This window comes from Streptomyces sp. NPDC090045 (assembly GCF_044747975.1).
Lineage (GTDB): Bacteria > Actinomycetota > Actinomycetes > Streptomycetales > Streptomycetaceae > Streptomyces.
In genome coordinates, this window is the sequence record NZ_JBIVFA010000004.1 from 64,484 (window position 1) to 86,643 (window position 22,160).

Here is a 22,160-nt window from a genome sequence, read left to right on the forward strand (position 1 = left end):
CCGCTCCGGCGGGCCGGCCGGGGCACGCGCCGGCCGAGGGCGTCATGCCCCGGAGCCGGAGGTACTGCTTCCGGTGTGATCGACTGTGGCTCGGTGCGGTTGTTGTCGAGAGTGAGGTTGGCGGATGGCCGAGCGGGCGGGCACGGATTCACTGAGCGGGGTGCCACCGCTTCCGGGTGAGGGCGGGATCGGCGAGCCGGAGCTGCGCCGGTTGCTGGCCGGGCTGACCGCCGTACGCGACGGGGACTTCCGCACCCGGCTGCCCGATACGGCGGACGGGCTGCTCGGGGAGATCGCCACCGTCTTCAACGGGATGGCCGACCAGCTGTCGCTGTTCACCTCCGAGGTGACACGGGTGGCCCGCGAGGTGGGCACCGAGGGGACACTGGGCGGTCAGGCCGACGTGCCGGGAGTCGGGGGCGCCTGGCTGGACCTCACGGATTCGGTCAACTTCATGGCCGGAAACCTCACGGCGCAGGTGCGCTCCATCGCCCAGGTCGCGACCGCCGTGGCCCAGGGCGACCTCTCGCAGAAGATCAACGTCACGGCGCGCGGGGAGATCCTGGAGCTGAAGGAGACCATCAACACGATGGTCGACCAGCTCTCCGGGTTCGCCGGGGAGGTCACGCGGGTGGCCCGCGAGGTGGGCACGGAGGGCCGGCTCGGCGGCCAGGCGGACGTCATGGGCGTCTCCGGCACGTGGAAGGACCTGACGGAATCGGTCAACGTCATGGCCGACAACCTGACCGCCCAGGTGCGCTCGATCGCCGAGGTCACCACCGCCGTGGCCCAGGGCGATCTGACGCAGAAGATCCGGGTGGACGCGCGCGGGGAGATCCTGGAGCTGAAGGAGACCATCAACACGATGGTCGACCAGCTGTCCGCGTTCGCCGACGAGGTGACGCGCGTGGCCCGCGACGTCGGGACCGAGGGCAACCTGGGCGGCCAGGCCACGGTCCGCGGGGTCTCCGGCACCTGGAAGGACCTCACCGACAACGTCAACGTCATGGCGTCCAACCTGACCGGCCAGGTGCGCTCCATCGCCCAGGTGGCCACCGCCGTCGCCCGCGGCGACCTCTCGCAGAAGATCGTGGTCGAGGCGAAGGGCGAGGTCGCCGCGCTGGCCGGGGTCATCAACACGATGGTCGACACCCTGTCCGCGTTCGCCGACGAGGTGACGCGGGTGGCCCGCGAGGTGGGCACCGAGGGCCGGCTCGGCGGCCAGGCGCAGGTGCCCAACGTGGCGGGCACCTGGAAGGACCTCACCGACAACGTCAACTCCATGGCGGACAACCTCACGGGCCAGGTCCGCAACATCGCCCTCGTCACGACGGCCGTCGCCAACGGCGATCTGTCCAAGAAGATCGACGTGCACGCCCGCGGGGAGATCCTGGAGCTGAAGACGACCATCAACACGATGGTCGACCAGCTCTCCGCCTTCGCCGCCGAGGTCACCCGGGTCGCCCGCGAGGTCGGCAGCGAGGGACGGCTCGGCGGCCAGGCCGAGGTCGAGGGCGTCTCCGGCACCTGGAAGCGCCTCACCGAGAACGTCAACGAACTGGCCGGCAACCTGACCCGCCAGGTCCGGGCCATCGCCGAGGTCGCCAGCGCGGTCGCCGAGGGCGACCTGACGCGCTCGATCACGGTCGACGCCTCGGGCGAGGTCGCCGAACTCAAGGACAACATCAACTCCATGGTCGGCTCGCTGCGCGAGAGCACCCGGGCCAACCAGGAGCAGGACTGGCTCAAGTCCAACCTGGCCCGCATCTCCGACCTGATGCAGGGCCACCGGGGTCTCGCCGCCGTCGCCGAACTCGTCATGGACGAACTGACGCCGCTCGTCTCCGCCCAGTACGGGGCCTTCTACCTCGCCGAGGACCGCCCCGGCGGCACCGTGCTCACCCTCGTCGGCTCCTACGGCCGGTCCGCGGCGGCCGAGGAGGGCGTCGCGTTCGCCCTCGGCGAGTCCCTCGTGGGCCAGGCGGCCCGCAGCCGCCGGATCATCGCCACCGACCAGGTCCCCGGCGGCTACGTCATCGCCTCCGGGCTCGGCCACACCACTCCGGGCAGCCTGATCATCCTGCCGATCGTGGTGGACGACCAGGTCCTCGGCGTGATCGAACTCGCCTCCTTCAGCGCCTTCACCCCCGTCCACCGCGACTTCCTGGCCCAGCTGATGGAGACCATCGGCGCCAACGTCAACACGATCGTCGCCAACGCCCGGACCGACGAGCTCCTCGGCGAGTCCCAGCGGCTGGCCGGCGAACTCCGGGCCCGCTCGGAGGAGCTCCAGGTCCAGCAGGAGGAACTCCAGCGCTCCAACGCCGAGCTGGAGGAGAAGGCCGCCCTCCTCGCCAGCCAGAACAGCGACATCGAGGCCAAGAACCTGGAGATCGAGCAGGCCCGGCAGGAACTGGAGACCCGCGCACAGCAGTTGTCGCTGGCCTCCACCTACAAGTCCGACTTCCTGGCCAACATGAGCCACGAGCTGCGCACCCCGCTCAACAGCCTGCTCATCCTCGCCCAGTTGCTCGCCCAGAACCCCGCCCGCAACCTCACCCCCAAGCAGGTCGAGTACGCGGGCATCATCCACTCGGCCGGCTCGGACCTGCTCCAGCTGATCAACGACATCCTCGACCTGTCCAAGGTCGAGGCCGGCAAGATGGACATCAACCCCGAGCGGGTCGACCTGACCCAGCTGCTCGACTACGCCGACGCCACCTTCCGGCCGATGACCACGCAGAAGAGCCTCGACTTCACCGTCACCACCGCCCCGGGCGCCCCCGCCGACCTGCTCACCGACGACTCGCGGCTGCGCCAGATCCTGCGCAACCTGCTGTCCAACGCCGTCAAGTTCACCGAGCGCGGCGGCGTAGAGCTCCGGATCGAACCGGCGACGGCCTCCGAGGTTCCCGCCGGGCTTCCCCGGCGCGGGCCCATGCTGGCCTTCCGGGTACGGGACACGGGCATCGGCATCCCCGCGCAGCAGCTGGAGTCCGTCTTCGGAGCCTTCCAGCAGGCCGACGGCACCACCAGCCGCAAGTACGGGGGCACCGGCCTCGGGCTCTCCATCAGCCGTGAGATCGCCCAGCTCCTCGGCGGGGCCGTCACCGCGGAGAGCACACCCGGCCAGGGCAGCACCTTCACCCTCTACCTGCCGGTCAGCCGCGCGGACTACGAGGACGCACCCGGCCCCGACGCCCCGGCGGAGCCGTCGGCCGTGCAGGCGTCCGGGCAGGGCCGTCCGGCCCGTCCCGGCACGCCCGTGCTCCCGGCGCAGCGGCGGGCCCGCCGCCTGCTCGTCATCGAGGAACGGCCGGGCGGCCTGCTCTCCCTCGTCGCCGAGAGCGCCGGCCGCGACTTCGCCCCCGGCCATCAGGCGCCGGGAGACCACGGCGGCATCCACGTGGTCAACGCCACCAGCTCGCGCGAAGCCGCCGCCGCCCTGGCGACCGACTCCTTCCACTGCGTCGTCCTGGAACTGGACATGCCCGACGGCGAAGCGCTGCGCTTCCTCGACGCGCTCGACGGAGACCCGGCCCTCGCCTCGCTCCCGGTCCTCGCCCACAACAACCCCCGGGTCCGGACCGGTCTGGAGGAGGCCGTGCGGGAGCGGCCCGCGTCAGGTCACGTGGAACTGCTGTCCAGCCTGGACGAGTTGCGCGAACGCATCGCGCTCCACCTGTCGGCCGAACAGCCGGGGGACGTGCTGCCACTCGAACCGGGCGACGCACAGCGCCGGCAGTCCGCCCACGTGCTCGACGGCGACCTGGCCGGACGCACCGTCCTCGTCGTCGACGACGACGCACGCAACCTCTTCGCCCTCAGCGGGGTCCTGGAACTCCACGGCATGCGTGTGCTCCACGCCGAGGACGGCCGCAAGGGCATCGACGCCCTCACCCACCACGCGGGTGTCGACCTCATCCTGATGGACGTGATGATGCCCGAACTGGACGGTTACGCCGCCACCGCCGAGATCCGCCGGATGCCGGCGTACGCGGGCCTGCCCATCATCGCGGTCACCGCCAAGGCGATGCCCGGCGACCGGGAGAAGAGCCTCGCCGCGGGCGCCAGCGACTACGTGACCAAACCGGTGGACGCCGACGACCTCATCGCCCGCGTCCGGTACTGGCTCACGCGATGACCGGGCACACGCAGCGGCACGAGAACGGGCGCCCGCAGCCGGCGCCGGCCGCCGGCGGGGCCGCGCGGGCCGTCCCGCACCAGGCACCGACCACGGTGGGACGCCTCGTCGCCACCGTCGAACGGCTGCGCCGCGAGGTCCTGGAGGCACAGGCGGCCGCGGACGGCCGGGCCCTGGTCGAACTGGCCAAGGGCATCCTGATCGGGCAGTTGCACTGCACGCCGGCCGCGGCCGCGCGCCAGCTCGACGTGCTGTGCCGCGAGAGCGGGACCTCCCCGCTCGAGCTCGCCGCCGACATCGTCAACCAGGCCTCCCGCGACCACGTCAGCGAGATCGCCGCCGCGTTCGTCGAGCGCACCGGCACGGCCGACGACCCGGCGGGGAGGCCCTCCACGGCCGACGACCCGGCCGAGCGGCCCTCCACGGTGTCGGTCCGGCTGCGCACCGCCGAGAGCGGCATGCTGGCCGCCGACGCCGACACCCAGGCGGTGGCCGAGTCCCTCCTGACGAACGCCCTGGGCCCCCTCGGAGCGGTCGCCGTCGCCGTGTGGACCGCGGTGCCCGACGGCTCGCTGGCCCTCGCCGGCCACGCCGGTTTCCCGCCCAGGGAGGCCGCCCGCTGGCGCCACGTACCCCCGGGCGTCTCCACCGTCGCCCGCCTCGCACTGCGCGAGCGCCGCCTGGTCACCCTCGCCCGCCTCAAGCGCGAAGGGCTGCCCTCGATCGGGCACCTCGATTGGCCCGACGGCGGCCGGATGGCCGTACCGACGGGGACGGGCGGACGGATCCACGGCGTCCTCGAAATCTGCTGGCCGCAGCCCCTGGCGCCGCAGCCGCCGCAGATCGAGCGCCAGGTCGAGGCCCTCGCCGAGCTGTGCGCCCGCACCATGGACGCCTCGCCCCCGTGCGACGTCGCGGCCACCGAGGGGGTGCTCCCGGACGTCGCGGAGCTCATCGACCTCGCCGAGGGACTGCAGGACCCGGCCGTGGTGCTCACCCCGGTCCTCGACGCCGAGGGCCGGCTCGGCGACTTCCGGATCCGGCACGCCGGCAGCCGGTTCGTCGACCCGGTGGGCCGGCCGCGCGGCGATGTCAACGGTGCGCTCCTGCTGGAGGCCTATCCGATGGCCGCCGGCGAGAGCGGGCTGTTCGACATCATCGAGCGCGTGCACGCGACGGGCGAGCCGTTCCGGGCCGAACGCATGAGCCTGACCGCGCTCGTCGACCAGATCCCGTTGACCTCGGTCGCGGACATCAGCGTCAGCCGGCACGGTTCCGCCGTCCTGCTGATCTGGCGGATCGAGGACGAGCGGGCCCGGCTGGCCAACCTCCTCCAGCACGCCCAGCGCCTGGGCCGCATCGGCGGTTTCGAGGAGAACCTCGCGACCGGGGTCACCACCTGGAACGCGCAGCTCTACGCCCTGCACGGACTCCCGGCCAGCGCGCCCCCGGTACGGCTGCGGGAACTGCCCGGACACGCCCATCCGGACGACTCGGCCGCCCTCGACCGCTTCCTGCGGGCGGTGCTCCGCCACCGCCGGCCCGCATCCGTCGACTTCCGCCTCCAGAGGTCCGACGGGATCACCCGCCACATCCGGGTCGTCGCCGAGCCCGTACTCGACGCGGACCAGCGGCTGCACGCCGTACGCGGCGCCTACCAGGACATCTCCGCCCAGCACTGGACCGAGGTCGCCCTGGCCGCGACCAGGGACCAACTCGCCCACACCGAGGCCGAGTCCGCCGAACGCAACCGGCTGGCCCTCCAGCTCCAGCACGCCATCATGCCCCCCACGCCGCCCGCCATCGAGGCCCCGGGCCTGCGGGTCGCCGTCCGCTACCGGCCGGCGGAGACCGAGTCGCTCGTCGGCGGCGACTGGTACGACACCGTGGTCCTGCCCTCCGGGCTGATCATGCTGTCCGTGGGTGACGTCGCAGGTCACGGCATCGAGGCCGCCACCGGCATGGTCGTGCTGCGCAACGCCCTGCGCGGCCTCGCCGTCACGGGCGCGGGCCCCGCCCAGCTGCTGTCCTGGCTCAACACGGTCACCCACCACCTGGCCAAGCACCTGACGGCCACCGCCGTCTGCGGGCTCTTCGACCCGAGCACCAGGGTGATGCGCTGGGCGCGTGCGGGACACCTGCCGCCCGTACTGGTCCGTGCGGGTGAGGCCGAGGCCTTCCCGCTCATCGAGGGCCTGCTCCTGGGGGCGATGCCCGACGTCACCTACGTCGAGCGGGAGGTGCGGCTCGAACCGGACGACACCCTGCTGATGTTCACGGACGGGCTGGTGGAACGGCGGGACTCCTCGGTCCAGGACTCGCTCGGCCATCTCGTGACCGCGGCGGCCGCCGGAGCCGGGGACCTGGACGGGCGGCTGGACCGCCTCCTCGCCGAGAGCCGGTCCGACACCGACGACGACACGTGCGTGATCGGCATCCAGGTCGGCTGAGGCCCCGTCCGTCACGGTGCGGGCGTCAGGTCACTGCGCGGGCCCGCAGCACGCGGGCCGGTTCCTGGCCGCCTCCGGTCGCCAGGACGCGGACCTCGCCCCCGCTGCTGATCTCCGCCCGGAGGATTCCGGTGGCGTCCTCGTAGACGGGGTGGCCGCCGGGCCCCGCCGCGTCGGTGCGGGTCATCCGGACCACGTCCTCCCCGGGCTGGTCCGTGGTCGCGAAGACCACCTCGTAGGCTTCCGCCTGCCGGTCCTCGTGCGGGGCTTCAGTTTCGTGGCCTGTGCTCATGGCGGACCCTCCTGCCGTGGGCGTGCGCCCGGGGCGACTCCCCCCACCAGCCACGCTAGGCCCCACCCGCTGCTCTGTCCTGACCGGGAGGCGCCGTCGGCGCGCTCAGCGGGGCGGCGAGGTAGGACAGCAGGCCGGCGATCTCCCGGCCGGCCTCCGCCGGATGGCGGAAGCGCGCGCCGGGGGCGATGGCGTAGCGGTTGCGCCGGCCGTCCCGCGTCCGGGTGAGGTACCCGTCCGCCTCCAGGTCCGTGACGATCGTCTGCACGGTGCGCTCGGTGAGGTCGCAGATCGCCGCGAGATCGCGCAGCCGGACGCCCGGGTCGCGCGCGATCGCGATCAGAACCCGGGCGTGGTTCGTCAGGAAGGTCCAGTGGTTCCGGCGGGACCCGGCGTGCTCGTTCTCCACGCGGACATCTTGGAACGGCAACTCGCGAAAATCAAATCCGGAAATGCTTTTCCGGTATAACTTGACGTGTGTCCGTGGCCCCGGCAGGGTGCAGGTGAGCGGAAGCGGACTTCCGCATGACCTGAGCAATCGCGCAACGCGCCGCAAGCACCCGTGCCCAAGGAGCGACGACGATGACCCCCACGGCCACAGCCGGGGCCGCGACCCCGGCCACGCCCCCCACGGCCCCCGCCTCCACCGGCGGATCCGTTCCCGCCCTCGGCGGGCTGCCGTACGTGCCCAGCCCGAGGGACGTGCCGACCGGCGACGCCCGGCAGCTGACCCGGGTGTTCTTCGAACGGCTGCGGAGCCTCGAAGAGGGCACCCGTGCGTACCAGTACGTGCGCAACACGCTGATCGAGATGAACATCTCACTGGTGCACTTCGCCGCCCGCCCCTTCCGGGACCGCCCCGGCGGCCCCGAGAACGAGGACGTCGTACAGGTCGGCATCATCGGCCTGATCAAGGCCATCGACCGTTACGACCCCGACCGCAACACGCAGTTCGCCACGCTCGCCGTGCCGTACATCACCGGCGAGATCAAGCGCCACTTCCGTGACACCACGTGGTCCGTGCGGGTGCCGCGCCGGCTGCAGGAGCTGCGCGTGGAGCTGGCGAAGGCCACGGAGGAGCTGACCTCCGTGTCGGAGCACGCGCCCACCCCGGCGGAACTCGCCGCGCACCTGGGCCTGACCGAGGACGAGGTCCGCCAAGGCCTGGTCGCGGCCAACGGCTACTCCACCCAGTCCCTCGACGCGCCCCAGCAGCCCACCGCCGGCGGCGCGCAGGCGCCCGCGGCCGGACCGGCCGGGCGCAGCCTCGCCGAGACCCTGGGCGACACCGACCCCGCGCTGGAGGCGGTCGAGGACCGGCACGCCCTGGCGCCCCTCCTCGCCGACCTGGACGAACGCTCCACCCGCATCCTGCAGCTGCGCTTCGGCCAGGAGCTGACGCAGGCGGAGATCGGCGCGGAGCTCGGCCTCTCCCAGATGCAGGTCTCCCGGCTGCTCTCCCGCACGCTGGGCACCCTGCGCGCGGAGCTGCTGCACGACTGAGTCCGGCGGGGCGCCGTGGCGCAGGGCCCCCGGTCACCAGGTGACGTACAGGTCCTGCGGTGAGCGGTGGATCAGCGTGGGCCGCATCCGCGGAGGCGGACGGTCCTCGTCGAGCCGCAGCTCCGGCAGGCGGCCCGTGAACAGTTCCAGCGTGAGGCGCAGTTGCTCGCGCGCCAGACGGGAACCGGGGCAGCCGTGCGGACCGTGCCCGAAGGCGAGGTGGTGCCGGTTCCCGGGGCGGGTGATGTCGAACTCGTCGGGCCGCTCGTACCGTTCCCCGTCGCGGTTGGCCGCACCGAACGCCACCAGGACGGTGGCCCCCGCCGGCAGTTTCGTCCCCGCGAGGGTCACCGGCCCGGTGGTGATCCGCCGGAAGGCCTGGATGGCGGTGTCGTGGCGGGCGGCCTCCTCCACCGCCGCCGGGACGAGGGACGGATCGGCGCGGAGCATCCGCCACTGCCGCCGGTCGCCGAGCAGGTGCAGCAGCGTGGTGCCGATGAGTGCGCTGGTGGTGAGGAATCCGGCGATCAGCAGGTTCTGCAGGCTCGTCACCAGTTCGTGGCGCTGTTCGAGGGTGAGCTCGGCGTCACCGGGGGCGAGGGCGGCCACCATGGCCGAGCACATGTCGTCCCGGGGCCGTGCGCGCCGGTCGCGGACGTACCCGTCCAGCAGGTGCTGGAGCGCCACCACCTCCTCGGCGGCAGCCACCTGCTCCTGTGGCGACAGCGGCCGGAACAGCAGTTCCTCGGCCCGGTAGCCGCCGTGCACGGCCGCGGGCACGTCGGCCGGGTCCAGCCCGATCAGCCGCCCCACCACCATCCCGGGCAGCCGCCGCGCGTACGCCTCCACCAGCTCCGCCGACCCGTCCGCCGCGAAACCGTCCACCAGCTCCTGCGCACAGGCGCGCGCGTACGGCACCAGCGCCGCCACCCGGCCGGCGGACAGCCCCCGGTTCAGCGGGGCGCGGTGGCGCCGGTGGGCCGCTCCGTCGGAGGACACGACGGTCGGCCGGGGGCCGAACCCCCGCGGCAGGACGCCGAGCGCCGCCTCCGACAGCGCGACGTCCGGCAGCAGGGAGTTGGCCGAGGAGAAGTCCTCCGCGCGCAGCAGCACCTCCCGTACGTCCCGGTCGCGCGCCACCAGCCACGCGTCGAACTCGGGTACGTACGTCAGTCCTTCGGCCCGGCGGGCGCGGTCGTAGAGCGGGTACGGGTCGCGGTACAGCTCGTCACGCCGCGCCTGGTCGTCGTACGACGTCACGGGGACCTCCGGATCACGGTCGGGGCCGGGCGGGGGCCACCGCCGCGGGCGGCCTCCGGTGCGCCGGGTCATCCTGCCCGAACCCCGCCCCGGCCGGTAGGGCGCCCTTCCCCCTCAGGCGGAGTTCCTTTCGCGGGATCCGGCCGGCTCAGGTGCGCCTGCGGGAAGTCGGCCGTCCTGGCCGGGAGTCCGTGGGGCGCGCGGTCCGTACCGGGACACCGCGACCCCGGAGAGGCAGAGCGCGCCGCCGAGGAGGGTCAGCCATGCGGGGACTTCGCCCAGCAGGGCCCAGCTCAGCAGGACGACGATGGCCGGGACGGCGTAGGTCGTCGCGCCCAGCTTGCCGGCGGGCATGCGCGCCAGGGCGTACGTCCAGGTGGTGAAGGCCAGGGCGGTGGGCACCACGCCCAGGTAGACCATGTTCAGCGTCGCCGACAGCGGTGCGTGCGGCAGTTCCGAAGCCAGCTGCCCGGCGAAGGGCAGGCAGGCCACGGTTCCCGTCAGGCAGCTGAAGGCGGTGATCTGCAGGGGTGTTCCGTAGGAGAGCGCGGGCTTCTGGGCGACGACCCCGGTCGCGTAGGCCACCGCCGCGAGCAGGCAGAGCACGACGCCGAGCACCGAGGTGGAGCCGCCCTCGCCGGACGACATGGACAGACCCACGACCACCGCTCCGGCGAACGAGACGCCCATGCCCGCCAGCAGCCGCGGCGGCAGCGCCTCGCCGAGGAGGCGGACCGCGAGGAGGGCCATGAGGATGGGTCCGGTGTTCACGAGCAGGGACGCAGTCCCCGCGTCGACCAGACGCTCACCCCAGTTCAGCGCGACCGTGTAGCCGCCGAACCACACCAGACCCGACACCAGGATCCCGCGCCGGGCCTCGCGCGGCGGCAGCCCTTGGCGGCGGACCAGCAGCAGGATGCCGAGCACGAGCGAGGCGGCGATCAGCCTGCCGAGGGCCAGGGCCCCGGGGGAGTAGGCGGCGCCCGCGCTGCGGATGGAGACGAAGGCGGAGGCCCAGGCGAACACCGTGAAGGAGACGGCGCCGATCGTGAGCACGTGGGGAGGGATGCGACCCGTGCGGAACGTCATGCCACCACCCTACGACCGCAACATTTCGCTGTCGACCGAAATATTGATTCCCCATCTTTCTCGGAGTGCGCGGCGGCCCTCAGGGCTCAGATCCACGCCTGCGGAGTGATGCCCAGCAGGTCGCCGAAGGCCTGTTCCCCGGTCGGGGTCACCTCCAGGGCCCGCCCGCCGCCGGGCGGGCGTACCACCCATTCCTCGAGCAACGCGTGCGCGCACAGCCGTGACCCGGTGACTCCGCCCAGGTGGCGGCGCCGCTCGGTCCAGTCCAGGCAGGAACTCGTGAGCGGCCTGCGCCCTTCGTGGGCGAGGTCGACGCCGGCCCCCGCGCACCAGGCCCGGCCGTCCTCGGTCAGCTCGAAGACGCCCTCCGTGCGCAGCAGTCCGCGCTGCCCCATCGCGTCGGTCACCGCCATGCCGAGCCGTCCGGCGAAGTGGTCGTAGCAGGTCCGGGCGCGCGCCAGCGGGTCCGGTGCGGCGACCACGGGGACCGCGTGCGCCGCGTCCCGGTCGGGAATCGCGTACGAGGCGAGCTCGTCGACGAGGCGGGCGGTCGCGGCGTCGGCGATGCGCACGTAGCTGTGGCGGCCCTGCCGTTCGGTCACGCAGATGCCCGCGTCGAGCAGCCGGGACAGATGGCCGCTCACGGTGGACGGCGCCACCGCGGTGATCCGGGCCAGCTCGCCCGCGGTCCAGGCGCGCCCCTCCAGCAGCGTCATGCAGATGGCGGCCCGGGTTTCGTCGGCCAGGGCCGCGGCGAAGGCGGCGAGACGGGCCGCGGGCGCCGGCTGGTCCGACGACGGCGGCGTCCCGGCGTGCGAGGTGTTCATGCCTCCAGCATGCCCGATGATTTCGGCAAACAGCGAACGGTTCGCCGCACGCGTGTCCTCCCGGGGAAGGGCATGTCAGCCCTCCAGCAGTGCCTGACCGACGTACGTACCCGGGGCGGCGCCGCCCGGGACCGCGAAGAGGGACGACGCCTCGTGGACGACGTAGCGCGCGAGGGCGTCGCCGCGGGCGAGGCGGTGCTGGACCGGCACGAAGCCGGTGCGGGGGTCCGACTGCCAGGCGAGGAAGAGCATTCCGGCGTCCGGGGCGCCGTCCGGGCGCAGGCCGTCGTGGTAGGACCAGCCGCGGCGCAGCATGGTCGCACCGCCCGTGGTGGCGGGGGAGGCGAGGCGGATGTGGGCGTTGGTGGCGATGACGGGGACGCCGTCGGGCCGGGCCGCGCCGAGGTCGGCCGGGGTGGTCTCCGTACCGCCGGACAGGGAGGTGCCGTCGGCGGTGCGGCGGCCGATGGCCTGGTCGCGGTGGTCCCGGGGGAGGGTGTCCCAGTGGTCGAGGAGCATGCGGATGCGGCGGACGACGAGGTAGGAGCCGCCGGCCAGCCAGGCGGGGGCGGCCGGGTCCGAGACGACGATCCGTGCCAGCCGGGCGGGGTCGGCCGGGTCGGGGTTGGCGGTTCCGTCGAGGTGGCCCATGAGGTTGCGGTGGGCGCCGCCGGCCGAGGCTCCCTCGGGGGCGGAGGTGAAGCCGGCCATCGTCCAGCGGACCGCGGCTTCGCCGTGGGCGAGGCGCTGGAGCGTCCGCAGGGCGTGCACGGTGACGAGCGCGTCGTCCGCGGCGATCTGCACGAACAGGTCGCCGCCGCTGCGGGCCGGGTCGAGCTGGTCGTCGGGGAAGGCCGGCAGGGGAGCGAGGGCCTCGGGGCGTGCCGGGGCCATGGCGACCCGGTCGAAGAAGCTCGCGCCCAGGCCGAAGGTGAGGGTGAGGTTGGCGGGCCCCGCGCCGAGTGCGGCGCCGGTGTCGGCGGCGCGCGAACCGGGCGGGGAGAGCTCCTCGCCGACCGGCTCGCCCCGGGTCAGCCGTTCGGCGGCGGTGCTCCAGCGCAGGAGCAGGGCGGCGGCCCGGCCGCGGTCGGTCCGGGCCCCGAAGTCGAAGGCGGCCAGCCGGGCGTGCGCCTGACGGGGATGCAGGATGCCGGCCTGGTGCCGTCCGTGGAAGGCCACGGTCCGCGCACGGACCGGCTCCGCCCCGCCCGTGCGCAGTCCGGCCACGGCCGCCGTCCCGGCGCCGATGACGCCGAGGCCGGCGGCACCGAGCAGGGCCCGCCGGCCGAGGCGGCGATCGGCCCGGTCCGGTTCGGTGTCAGTGCTGTCCACCGTCGACCACCGGATCGACGACACCGACCCACAGCTGATTGAGCTCGGACACGTAGCGGCCGCCCTTCGTGTCCTGGGGCGCGACCAGACGCGGACCGGACGTGTCCTCGAAGGGGACGTCGTCCTCGGAAACCGCCAGGAGCACCTGGGACTTGGCGAAGCCCGGGTCGATCTCGGCCCAGGCGAACACGGCGCGGTAGTCCCCGCCGCCCGTCGCCACGGCGACGCCCCGCAGCTGTCCGTTCTTCTTCGACGCGTCGAAGCGCGGCTGGGCGTTCTTGAGCACCTCGTGCAGCAGGACACCCTTGTACGTGTGCTTCTGCGGCCCCTTGGCGCTGGTGAACTCCACGGAGACCGAGGTCTGCGGCAGGGCGCGCAGGTCGGCCAGGGTGACGGTGTACGGCTTGTCGACCTGGCCCGCGACCCGGACCTCGCCCGGCTTCAACGGAGCGGCGGCGGACGGGGAGGACGAGGCGGACGACGGGGAAGCGGAAGCGGAAGCCGCCGCGGCCGGCTCGGCCTTGGAGTCGGCGGATCCTCCGCAACCGGTCAGGAGCAGTCCGCTGACGGCGAGCGAAGCTCCCCAGGCCAGCGTGCGGAGGCTGAGGTGCTGAGGCATGGGCGTATCCCTCCTGGCGACTGATCAACTGCCCCGCAGGTGCGTGGTTGACGATGTCGATGCAGCGCAAATGCCGGGTGAAACATACATGACAGATGGCAAATGCGGGGATCAAGTTCCGGACGGTGAGACGGGGTGGGTGCGGCGTAAATCGCTCGTCGTCCCCCACCGGCCGCCCGTAGCATCCGGCCGTGACCGAGAACGAGTGGGACGACGCGCCCCCGGCGACCGAACGAGTGCCGTGCTGGCGTGGCCGGACGGTCGCTCTCGCGCCGCTCGACGCCGGCGACGCCGAGCTGATGCACGCGTGGCGGTCCGACCCCGTGGCCGCCTACGAGATCGGCTTCTGGCCGCGTTCCCTCACCTCGCTCCGCGAGCGCCTGGAGCGGGACCGGGACGACCACGACCGGGACGACTTCCTCGTGCTGCTCCCGGACGGCACGCCGATCGGCCACATCGCCCTGGTCGACCAGGACATGGTCGACGGCACGGCGGAAGTCCACCTGATGATGGATCCGCGGCACCGGGGCCGGAGCCACGGCTCCGATGCCCTGGACGCACTGACCGATCTCGCCTTCGGCGAACTGCCCATGCAGCGCGTCCAGGCCGTCACCCACACCGGCAACACGGCCGCGCTCACCGTCCTCGCGAAGGCGGGGTTCGTCCAGGAGGGAGTGCGGCGCTCGGCCTGTCTGCACCGGGGGCGCCGCCTCGACGTCGCCGTCCTCTCCCTGCTCCGTGCGGAGTGGGAGGCGCAGGCACGCCCGAGGTCCTGGGACCGCTGACGGCCGCCGCCCGCCCGGCCGGGGCATGGTTTGATGACCGGACCGGGCGGGCGCATCCCCCGGCGTGCCGCCACCACAACGGGCGGCGCTGCACAGCGGCATGACGGAGGACCGGGCGTGGTACTTGAGCGTGGGCGGCGGCGCAAGCCCCTGCTGATCGGCGGCGCGGTGGTGGCGGCGGCCGGGCTGGCCGTCGGCCTGTACTGGTTCGAGCCCTGGAAGTTGTGGGTGGAGGAGACGGTCGACGAGGCCCTCCCCTCCGTTTCGGCCGCCCCGAACGCCAGCGCGTCGGCGAACCCGCCCGCCGCACCGCGGACGGTGGCCCAGGGCACGCTGATCAGCCACGAGCACGCCACCACCGGCACCGTCAAACTCCTCCGCCTCGCCGACGGCTCGCACGTCCTGCGCGTGGAGGACCTGGACACGAGCAACGGCCCCGACCTGAGGGTCTGGCTGACCGACGCCCCGGTCGTCGAGGGCGTCGCCGGCTGGCGGGTCTTCGACGACGGCAAGCACGTCAGCCTCGGTGCCCTCAAGGGCAACAAGGGCGACCAGAACTACACCGTTCCGGCCGAGGTGAACCTGGCCGACTACAGCAGCCTCGCCATCTGGTGCGACCGCTTCGACGTCTCCTTCGGTGCCGCCGCCCTCAAGCCCGTCTAGTCGGCTTCCGAGCCGGCGTTCGAGTCGGTGTTCGTGCCGGCGCCGAGGTGGTCGCGCTGGATCCGGTGGGCGAGGGCGCGCCGTACCGAGGCCGACGCGGTGGTCGTGCCGGTGGCGGAGGCGGCGGTCTCCCGCGGGACGTCGAGGCCGCGGCTGATCCGGTCGTACGCCTTCCGGTAGCCGGCGGGCATTGCGTCCCGGTGCAGCATCAGGTCCTCTTCGACCAGGCGCCGCAGCTCGTCGACGCTCCGGGGCGTGAAGCGCTTCCTTCCCCGGGCGACGGCGTCGACGTAACGGGAGCAGCGGGCGGCGTCGCCCAGGGTCTCCGAGATCGCCTCGGCCAGGCCCCACAGGCGTCCTTCGAGCCAGGGCGCGTCGTGCTGGTCGAGCGAGAGCGCCATCGGCGCCGGCGGCTCGTCCGTACGGTGCTTCGCCGCCTGCTTGGACACGGCGGGCTGGCTCATGCCGGCGAGCCGGGCGATCCGGTCCTGGGTCCAGCCCAGCCCGGCCAGCACCTGGATCATCCCGGTGCGCAGCTCGCGCATCTCCTCTCCGGCGCGGATGACCTCGTTCATGGCGGCGAACATCCGCTCGGCCTGCTCCTCGGTCAATGCCCCGGGCGCGCTGCGCGTGTCCTCTTCCCCTGTCATGACTCGGTTATATACCCCCGGGCCGTCCCGCCATAACCCAGTTGTACAACCAGGTTATTAATGGCAGGATCCGCGGCATGCCCACCTTCTCCGCAGCCGACGGAACCCGGCTCGCCTACCGCGTGACCGGGGACGGCGAGCCGCTCGTCTGCCTGCCCGGGGGCCCCTCGGACTCCCGCTACCTCGGCGACCTCGGCGGCCTGTCCGCGCACCGCCTGCTCATCGCCCTGGACCTTCGCGGCACCGGCCGGTCCGCGGTTCCCGAGGACACGGCCTCCTACCGCTGCGACCGCCTGGTCGACGACGTCGAGGCCCTGCGCGAGCACCTCGGGCTCTCCCGGATCGACCTGCTGGCCCACTCGGGCGGCGCGAACCTCGCGGCGCAGTACGCGGCCCGGTACCCGGCGAAGATCCGCAGGCTCGCCCTGATCGGCCCCGGCGTCCGGGCCGTCGGCATCACCGTCACCGCGAAGACGCGCCGCGAACTCGCGCTGCTCAGGAGGAACGAGCCGTGGTTCCCGGTGGCCTTCGCCGCACTGGAGGCGATCACCGGAGGCGCCGGCACCGGAGGCGACTGGGAGGCCGTCGCGCCCTTCTTCTGCGGCCGGTGGGACGCCTCGGCGCAGCGGCACCACGCGGCCGGCCAGCCGGCCAACGGCGAGGCCGTCGCCGGTTTCGCGGCCGACGGCGCCTTCGACCCGGAGTCCACGCGCGCGGCGCTCGCCGCTCTCGGGGCGCCCGTACTGCTCCTCGCCGGGGAGTTCGACCTGAACAGCCCTCCCCGGACGGTGACCCGGCTCGCGGAGCTGTTCCCCGACGCCACCCTCGTCGTACAGCCCGGAGCGGGCCACTACCCGTGGATCGACGACGCCGACCGGTTCGTCGCGACCACCACGGCGTTCCTGGACCGACCGGGACCGGCCCGCCCTCACGATCCGATGGTCACCACGCGGGCCCATTCGGGCGGCGATTTCGGCACGTAGTCGGGATCCTCCTCGTCCCACTGGGCCGACCGCCCGCGGGGGAAGAGCCCCACCACCGTCCGGCACGGCGGCCGGGTGTCCGGCCAGGGGGTCTGGCCGTCGGTCAGGACCACGATCACGTCCGGCTTCGGCCCCGTCCGGAGCGCTTTGGCGAACCCCTCGCGCAGGTTCGTGCCCCCACCGCCCAGCAGCGGGATGCCCTCGCCGCGGCACAGCGGGTGCACGATGCGGGCCGCCGCGTCGCACGGCACCACGGTGACCAGATCGCGCCGGCCGCCCACGGCGCGGGAGATCGCGGCGACCTCCAGGAGCGCACTGCCCAGTTCGGCGTCGCTGACCGACCCCGAGGTGTCGATGACCACCGTGACCCGGGGCGGCCTGCGCCGCAGGCTCGGCAGAACCGCCCCCGGCAGCCCGGCCGAACGCCGGGAAGGCCGGCCGTAGCTGTAGTCCTCGCCGGCGCCCGAGCCGGAGGTCGCCGACCGGATCGCCGCCCCCAGCAGGTCGCGCCACGGCTGCGGCGGATGGAAGGCCTCGTCCGCCCACCGCTGCCATCCCTTCGGGGCGTTCCCCGGGCGGCCGTTGATGCCCTGGGCCACCCGGAACCGGACCGCGTCGCGTTCCTGCGCGCTGAGCCCGTGGGCGCCGTCCGGGCCCAGGTCCCACTCCCGGTCCAGGCCGTCGGCGCCGCTGCCGCAGTCCAGCCAGGCCAGGCCCTCCGTCCGCGCCGAGAGCCGGAACAGGCCCAGGTACTCCTCCATCAGCCGACCGGCGGGCAGCCCCAGGGCCTCCGGCGTCACGGCGTCCTCGGGCCCGACCAGACCGTCGCCGAAGGCGTCGTCGTTGATCTCGCAGTCCGCGGCGATGTTCATCCGCAGCCGCTCCGCCGGGCCGGTCAGTCCGTGTGCCCGTGCGTACCGGTCACTGCGCCCGTGATGGTCGCGCAGGAGGTGCGACACCTCGTGCACCCAGACCCCGGCGAGCTCCTCCACCGGCGTCCGGTGCACGAAGGAGGGAGAGACGTAGCACCGCCAGTGCCGGTCGACGGCCATCGTCGGCACCCGCCGCGACTCCACGGCGTGCAGGGCGAACAGGGCCGTCGCCAGGTACGGCCGGACCCGGGCGGCCTGCAGCCGGGCGGCGAAGAGCTTGTCGAAGTCGACGGTGAGGGGGAGAGCGAGGCACTGTGTCCCCGGTGCCTCCGCCCCCGATGCGCCCGCCGCCCCCGGTGCGTCCGGGCTCACCGGCCGGCCTGCACGGGGACCGCGGTCCGCGCCGCGGCCCGGTCAGCCGCCCGGTCCGCCCGCCGGGACAGGGTCACCACCCCGGCGAGCCGCTCGATCGATGCCGGAACGTCCCAGTCCTCCTGGCGCAGCGTGGCGAGCGTCGTCGCGGGGACGACCAGCAGGTCCGGGGCCCCGGTCTCCAGCGCCCGGACCAGCAGCGCCCACGCGGCGTCCCAGCGGGACTTCTCCGGACGTGAGCGGACGGCCGCCACCACCGCGTCGAGCACGGCCTGCCGCAGATCTCCCCGCTCGGGCAGGACGGCACCCGCCGGGTCGGCGAGCAGATCCTCGGGGTCGGGGAGGTCCATCCGGTCCAGGCCCGCCAGCAGCTCCAGCGCCGGACCGTCCCCCACGGTGCCCCGGACCAGCAGGGAGAGCACCTCCCTGGAGGAGCCGGCGGCGGTCGCGAAGGCGATCAGACTCAGGGTCATGTCCCAGCTGCGCGGCGACGGCCAGGGCCCGCCCCGCCGGGTCTCGCTGCTGGGCAGCCGGTGTACGAGCGTGGGCCGGGCGGAGAGGAACCCGCACACCGCGCGGCGGGCGTGGTCCACGGCCGCCGGCAGCGCCTGTGCGTCGAGGCGCGGCAGGCTCGCCCGGGGCCACGTCCCGCCCAGCCCGCGCACCACGACCTCGTGGTCGTGGGTCCACTGGAGATGGACGAACCGGTTGGCCAGGGGCGGGCTCAGCTCCCATCCGTCGGCAGCCGAGGAGCGCGGGTTGGCGGCCGCCACGATCCGGACCCCGGCCGGCAGGTGCAGGGCCCCGATCCGCCGTTCGAGTACGAGGCGCAGCAGGGCGGCCTGGACGGCCGGCGGCGCGGTGGACAGCTCGTCCAGGAACAGCAGTCCCCGGCCGGCCCGTACGAGCCGGACGGCCCAGTCCGGCGGGGCCATCGGTACGCCCTGTTCCGCGGGGTCGTCGCCCAGGACGGGCAGCCCGGAGAAGTCGGACGGTTCGTGGACGCTGGCGATGACCGTGGTCAGCGGAAGGTCCAGCGACTGCGCGAGCTGGGTCAGGGCCGCCGTCTTTCCGATCCCCGGCTCGCCCCACAGGAGTACGGGCAGGTCGGCGGCCACGGCCAGGGTCAGCGCCTCCAGTTGTGCGTCGGGGCGCGGTTCGGTGGTGGTGTCGCGGAGCAGCGAGAGCAGCTCGTTGGCGATGTCGAGCTGGGAGCCGCCGATCGGGCCGGCGGGTGAAGTGGCCTGGGAGGAGGGGGCGTCGGCGAGGCCGGTCGCGGCGGACGGGGTGGGTACGGGCATGTGCGATCACCTTGTGGGTTCGTGGGTTCGTGGGTTCGTGGGGGCGCAACGGGTGCGGGGGAGGGAAGTCCCCCGGTCAGCGCAGGGCTTGGCGCGGGTGCGCGCGGTACTGCCGGGGGCGGCGGACCCCCCGGCCGGTGCGGCCGGGTCCGGGTCCGGCCAGGCCGGCCCGGAACAGCCCGTAGGTGATCCGCCGCAGGGCGGCCGCCTCCAGGGCATCCCGCAGGGCGCCGGCGCGCAGCAGTGCGCCGGGGCCCAGCAGGCCCTCGACGACGGCCAGCGCACCGGCGGTGTCACCGTGGTCCAGGCGTTCGCGCACGCCGGTGAGGCAGTCCGGATGACGGTGCGCCGCGTCGACGGCCTGCAGGCAGGGGAGCGGAGTGCCGGTCAGCGCGGCCAGCAGTTCCTCCCGGCGGATCTCCGCCGGGTCGTGGTCCAGTGGGACCAGCACCCCGTCGACCAGACCGATCCGGTGCCGGGCTCCCCGGCACTCGACGAGGCGCGGTTGCCCCGCCGGGTCGGGGATCCGGGATGCACCGGCCGGCGCGTGGCCCGGTACGAGGGCGGCGGCGACCAGGGGGTGCAGCCGCCCGGCATCGAGCGCACCGGCGCGGAGCAGGTCCAGGTCGGGCAGCACCCGGACCGCCGCGTCGGGCAGGACCGGCAGCGCGGAGACGCTGCCGTCGGCGGGCGCCGCCCCGACCCGCAGGGCCAGGGGCCCGTCGTCCCCGTCACCGTCCCGGTCCCCGTCCCCGCCCGCGACCAGGTCGAGGACCAGGCGTCGCCGGGCACCGAACCGTACGGTGACGGCCCCGGAGGGCCGCCCCTCGGCGCGGAGCAGGATCCGTGCCTCGTCGGTCCACCGGTCCACGGCGCAGTGGTGGCCCGGTGGGAGCAGCCCCCGTAGCTCCGGCTCCTGCGGGCACCCGTCGGCGTGCGGCCGTTCGGCCCCGGACCGGGCGCTCAGCTCGCCGGTCCGGCGGGCGTCCCACAAGTGGTGGTGCAGGTCGAGGCGGAACCGCCGTGCGGGACGGGCGCGGGGGCGCGGATCACCGAAGGCGCCGGATCCGTCCCACAGTGCGAGGCTGATCCGCTGACCGGCGTCCGCCCAGGCCGGAGCGGTCCGGGCGACGAGGTGGACCGGACGTGGCCTTGAGCGCGGCCCGTCCCGCTCCGCGACCTCGTACCGGGCCAGGGAGAGGGTCAGGTCCGGGCGCAGCAGCCCGTCGGGAGCGATGCGCGGCATGTGCCAGCGCAGCAGGTCGGGCGCCAGATGGCGGAGATCGGCGCGGATCCGGGCGGTGAGGTCGTGGCCGTACGAGCGCGCCACGGAACGCAGATCGAGATCGACGTCGAAACCCGCGGCGGCGCAGGCACCGGCCCAGTCCCCGACGGAACGGCGGGCGGTCGCGGTCTCGATCATGGACGGCGGCACGGCGTACTCGCGTACGCGCAGCCAGAACGAAAGGCGGGAATCCCCATACGCGGTCTGAGTGAGCATCAGCACTCACCTTGCGCGGACGGGACCCCCGATCTGTGAGCGGAATGAGTGGTCATCGCGGTGATCGTAACCCCCTAGGCAACGACCGACCAGCGGTTTTCGGCTCGCCTGCGGATCCGTCAGGGCCAGCGGTGGTGGTGCCGGTCGATGACGTAGTGGTGGTCGTGGCGCCAGCCGCCGCGGGACGGGCGGGCGTCGGCGAGGTGGGGGTGGCCGGGTGGCAGGTCCGGGTGGACGTGTTCCAGCCGGTACGGGTCGCGGGCGGGCCAGATCACGGCCGCGGCCGTGGTGGAGGCGAGGGCGACGGCCGCCAGGACCAGGGCGGTCGGCGCCAGGCCCGCTCCCGCGCCGAGCCACCCGGCCAGCGGGTAGGTGAGCAGCCAGCAGCCGTGGGAGAGGGAGAACCGGGCGGCGAAGGCGGCGGGCAGGTCCGCGTCGGCGGTGGAGCGGCGGATCAGGCGGCCCCCCGGGGTCAGGACGGCGGAGCAGGCGGCGCCGAGCGCCGCCCAGACCGCGAGGAGCGCGGGCCAGGACCAGGAGCCCGGGGCGGTCGAGGTGACGGCCGCCGCGGCGGCCAGGAGCGCCGGGAGGGCGAAGGCGGCGCGGAGCATCACCGTACGGTCGGCGGCGCGCTGCAGGAGCCGGGGCAGGACCAGCGCGGCCAGCATGGAGCCGGCGCCGTACGCGCCGAGCGCGAGCGGGACGGCGCCGGCCGCGCGGCCGAAGTGGCCGCGGACCAGGGCGACGGTGCCGACGAAGACGAGGGCGCCGGCGGCGGCGACGGCGAGGTCGAGGGCGAGCAGGGCGCGCAGCCGGGGAGTGGCCAGGAGGAGACGGATGCCGAAGGCGGCCCGGGTGCGCAGGCCCCCGGCCGGTTCGGCGGGGGCGGGCCGGGGCAGCACGGTGGCGAGGACGAGGGCGGCGGAGGCGAGGAAGCCGAGGGCGGTGCCGGCGAACAGCCAGTCGTAGGAGACCAGCGTCAGCAGGGCCGTGGCCAGCACCGGACTGAAGAGGCTCTCCAGGTCGTAGGCGAGCCGGGTCATCGACAGGGCCCGGGTGTAGTCGCGTTCGGCGGGAAGGACCTCGGGGACGGTGGCCTGGAACGTCGGCGTGAAGGCGGCCGAGGCCGCCTGGAGCAGGAAGATCAGGACGTGGATCTGCCAGACCTCGGTGACGAACGGAAGGGCCGAGGCGACGCCGGCGCGGGTGAGGTCCATCGCCGCCATGAGGGTGCGGCGGGGGATCCGGCCGGCGACCGCTCCGATCAGCGGGGCGATGCCGACGTAGGCGATCATCTTGATCGCGAGCGCGGTGCCGAGGACCGCCGAGGCGTCGGCGCCCGCGAGGTCGTAGGCGAGCAGGCTCAGCGCCACGGTGGCGAGACCGGTTCCGACCAGGGCGACGACCTGGGCGGTGAACAGGCGGCGGTAGGTGCCGTTGCGCAGTACGGACAGCACGGGCGGCCCCGTCCGGTCGGCGGATCGATGACTCCACGTCAGCGTAGCCAACATGTGCGC

At 74.0% G+C, this 22,160-nt stretch carries 18 protein-coding genes; 6 read left to right on the forward strand and 12 right to left on the reverse strand.

From position 1 onward, the window contains the following. Positions 1-124 precede the first annotated feature (124 nt). Entirely contained in the window at positions 125-4,144 is a 4,020-nt protein-coding gene (locus tag ACIPYQ_RS12535; RefSeq protein WP_401249530.1) for a HAMP domain-containing protein, read from the forward strand. Continuing rightward, positions 4,141-6,594, forward strand: a complete 2,454-nt coding sequence (locus ACIPYQ_RS12540) for a SpoIIE family protein phosphatase (protein ID WP_401249533.1) — start codon at positions 4,141-4,143, stop codon at positions 6,592-6,594. The genes ACIPYQ_RS12535 and ACIPYQ_RS12540 overlap by 4 nt, the downstream gene beginning before the upstream one ends. Positions 6,595-6,619: 25 nt before the next feature. Here ACIPYQ_RS12540 and ACIPYQ_RS12545 read toward each other — a convergent pair whose 3' ends face one another. Together ACIPYQ_RS12545 and ACIPYQ_RS12550 are read right to left on the reverse strand one after the other, a co-directional pair. Continuing rightward, positions 6,620-6,886, reverse strand: a complete 267-nt coding sequence (locus ACIPYQ_RS12545) for a DUF6296 family protein (RefSeq protein ID WP_401249536.1) — start codon at positions 6,884-6,886, stop codon at positions 6,620-6,622. Positions 6,887-6,941: 55 nt separating this feature from the next. Next, positions 6,942-7,295 (reverse strand): helix-turn-helix domain-containing protein, encoded by a 354-nt coding sequence (locus tag ACIPYQ_RS12550; RefSeq protein ID WP_361762198.1) that lies wholly within the window; start codon positions 7,293-7,295, stop codon positions 6,942-6,944. A gap of 173 nt (positions 7,296-7,468) precedes the next feature. On the opposite strand from ACIPYQ_RS12550, the gene ACIPYQ_RS12555 reads away from it, so the two are divergent. After that, positions 7,469-8,389, forward strand: a complete 921-nt coding sequence (locus ACIPYQ_RS12555) for a SigB/SigF/SigG family RNA polymerase sigma factor (protein WP_401249539.1) — start codon at positions 7,469-7,471, stop codon at positions 8,387-8,389. Between the two features lie 33 nt (positions 8,390-8,422). On the opposite strand, the gene ACIPYQ_RS12560 is transcribed toward ACIPYQ_RS12555, so the two are convergent. The 5 genes from ACIPYQ_RS12560 to ACIPYQ_RS12580 all read right to left on the reverse strand — a co-directional run bounded on the left by ACIPYQ_RS12560 (position 8,423) and on the right by ACIPYQ_RS12580 (position 13,516). Continuing rightward, a complete protein-coding gene (locus tag ACIPYQ_RS12560) occupies positions 8,423-9,649 on the reverse strand; it encodes a cytochrome P450 (RefSeq protein ID WP_401249542.1) in 1,227 nt (408 codons plus the stop codon). 114 nt (positions 9,650-9,763) lie between these two features. Continuing rightward, a complete protein-coding gene (locus tag ACIPYQ_RS12565) occupies positions 9,764-10,738 on the reverse strand; it encodes a DMT family transporter (protein ID WP_401249545.1) in 975 nt (324 codons plus the stop codon). An 86-nt stretch (positions 10,739-10,824) separates the two neighbouring features. After that, positions 10,825-11,565 (reverse strand): ArsR/SmtB family transcription factor, encoded by a 741-nt coding sequence (locus ACIPYQ_RS12570; RefSeq protein WP_401249548.1) that lies wholly within the window; start codon positions 11,563-11,565, stop codon positions 10,825-10,827. 75 nt (positions 11,566-11,640) lie between these two features. After that, positions 11,641-12,897 (reverse strand): Dyp-type peroxidase, encoded by a 1,257-nt coding sequence (locus tag ACIPYQ_RS12575; RefSeq protein WP_401249551.1) that lies wholly within the window; start codon positions 12,895-12,897, stop codon positions 11,641-11,643. Next, entirely contained in the window at positions 12,884-13,516 is a 633-nt protein-coding gene (locus ACIPYQ_RS12580) for a molybdopterin-dependent oxidoreductase (RefSeq protein WP_401249553.1), read from the reverse strand. Before ACIPYQ_RS12580 ends, ACIPYQ_RS12575 begins: the two co-directional genes overlap by 14 nt. Before the next feature lie 191 nt (positions 13,517-13,707). On the opposite strand from ACIPYQ_RS12580, the gene ACIPYQ_RS12585 reads away from it, so the two are divergent. After that, entirely contained in the window at positions 13,708-14,301 is a 594-nt protein-coding gene (locus ACIPYQ_RS12585; protein ID WP_401249556.1) for a GNAT family N-acetyltransferase, read from the forward strand. A 117-nt stretch (positions 14,302-14,418) separates the two neighbouring features. After that, positions 14,419-14,964: a DM13 domain-containing protein gene (locus ACIPYQ_RS12590; protein ID WP_361762174.1), complete on the forward strand. Its 546-nt coding sequence runs from the start codon at positions 14,419-14,421 to the stop codon at positions 14,962-14,964. On the opposite strand, the gene ACIPYQ_RS12595 is transcribed toward ACIPYQ_RS12590, so the two are convergent. Next, entirely contained in the window at positions 14,961-15,614 is a 654-nt protein-coding gene (locus ACIPYQ_RS12595; RefSeq protein WP_401249560.1) for a sigma-70 family RNA polymerase sigma factor, read from the reverse strand. The genes ACIPYQ_RS12590 and ACIPYQ_RS12595 overlap by 4 nt on opposite strands. Before the next feature lie 77 nt (positions 15,615-15,691). Here ACIPYQ_RS12595 and ACIPYQ_RS12600 point away from each other — a divergent pair, with 77 nt between their 5' ends. After that, positions 15,692-16,597, forward strand: a complete 906-nt coding sequence (locus tag ACIPYQ_RS12600; protein ID WP_401249563.1) for an alpha/beta fold hydrolase — start codon at positions 15,692-15,694, stop codon at positions 16,595-16,597. On the opposite strand, the gene ACIPYQ_RS12605 is transcribed toward ACIPYQ_RS12600, so the two are convergent. The 4 genes from ACIPYQ_RS12605 to ACIPYQ_RS12620 form a co-directional block, all read right to left on the reverse strand. After that, the gene (locus ACIPYQ_RS12605) at positions 16,543-17,841 is read right to left on the reverse strand and encodes a VWA-like domain-containing protein (protein ID WP_401249566.1); all 1,299 of its coding nucleotides are present in this window, start codon (positions 17,839-17,841) and stop codon (positions 16,543-16,545) included. The two genes, ACIPYQ_RS12600 and ACIPYQ_RS12605, sit on opposite strands and share 55 nt — an antisense overlap. After that, positions 17,838-19,142, reverse strand: a complete 1,305-nt coding sequence (locus ACIPYQ_RS12610; protein WP_401249568.1) for an AAA family ATPase — start codon at positions 19,140-19,142, stop codon at positions 17,838-17,840. The genes ACIPYQ_RS12605 and ACIPYQ_RS12610 overlap by 4 nt, the downstream gene beginning before the upstream one ends. Positions 19,143-19,218: 76 nt before the next feature. Beyond that, entirely contained in the window at positions 19,219-20,643 is a 1,425-nt protein-coding gene (locus ACIPYQ_RS12615; RefSeq protein ID WP_401249571.1) for a hypothetical protein, read from the reverse strand. A gap of 119 nt (positions 20,644-20,762) precedes the next feature. Beyond that, on the reverse strand, positions 20,763-22,100 hold the full coding sequence (locus ACIPYQ_RS12620; protein ID WP_401250825.1) for an MFS transporter: 1,338 nt from the start codon (positions 22,098-22,100) through the stop codon (positions 20,763-20,765). Between the last annotated feature and the right edge of the window lie 60 nt (positions 22,101-22,160).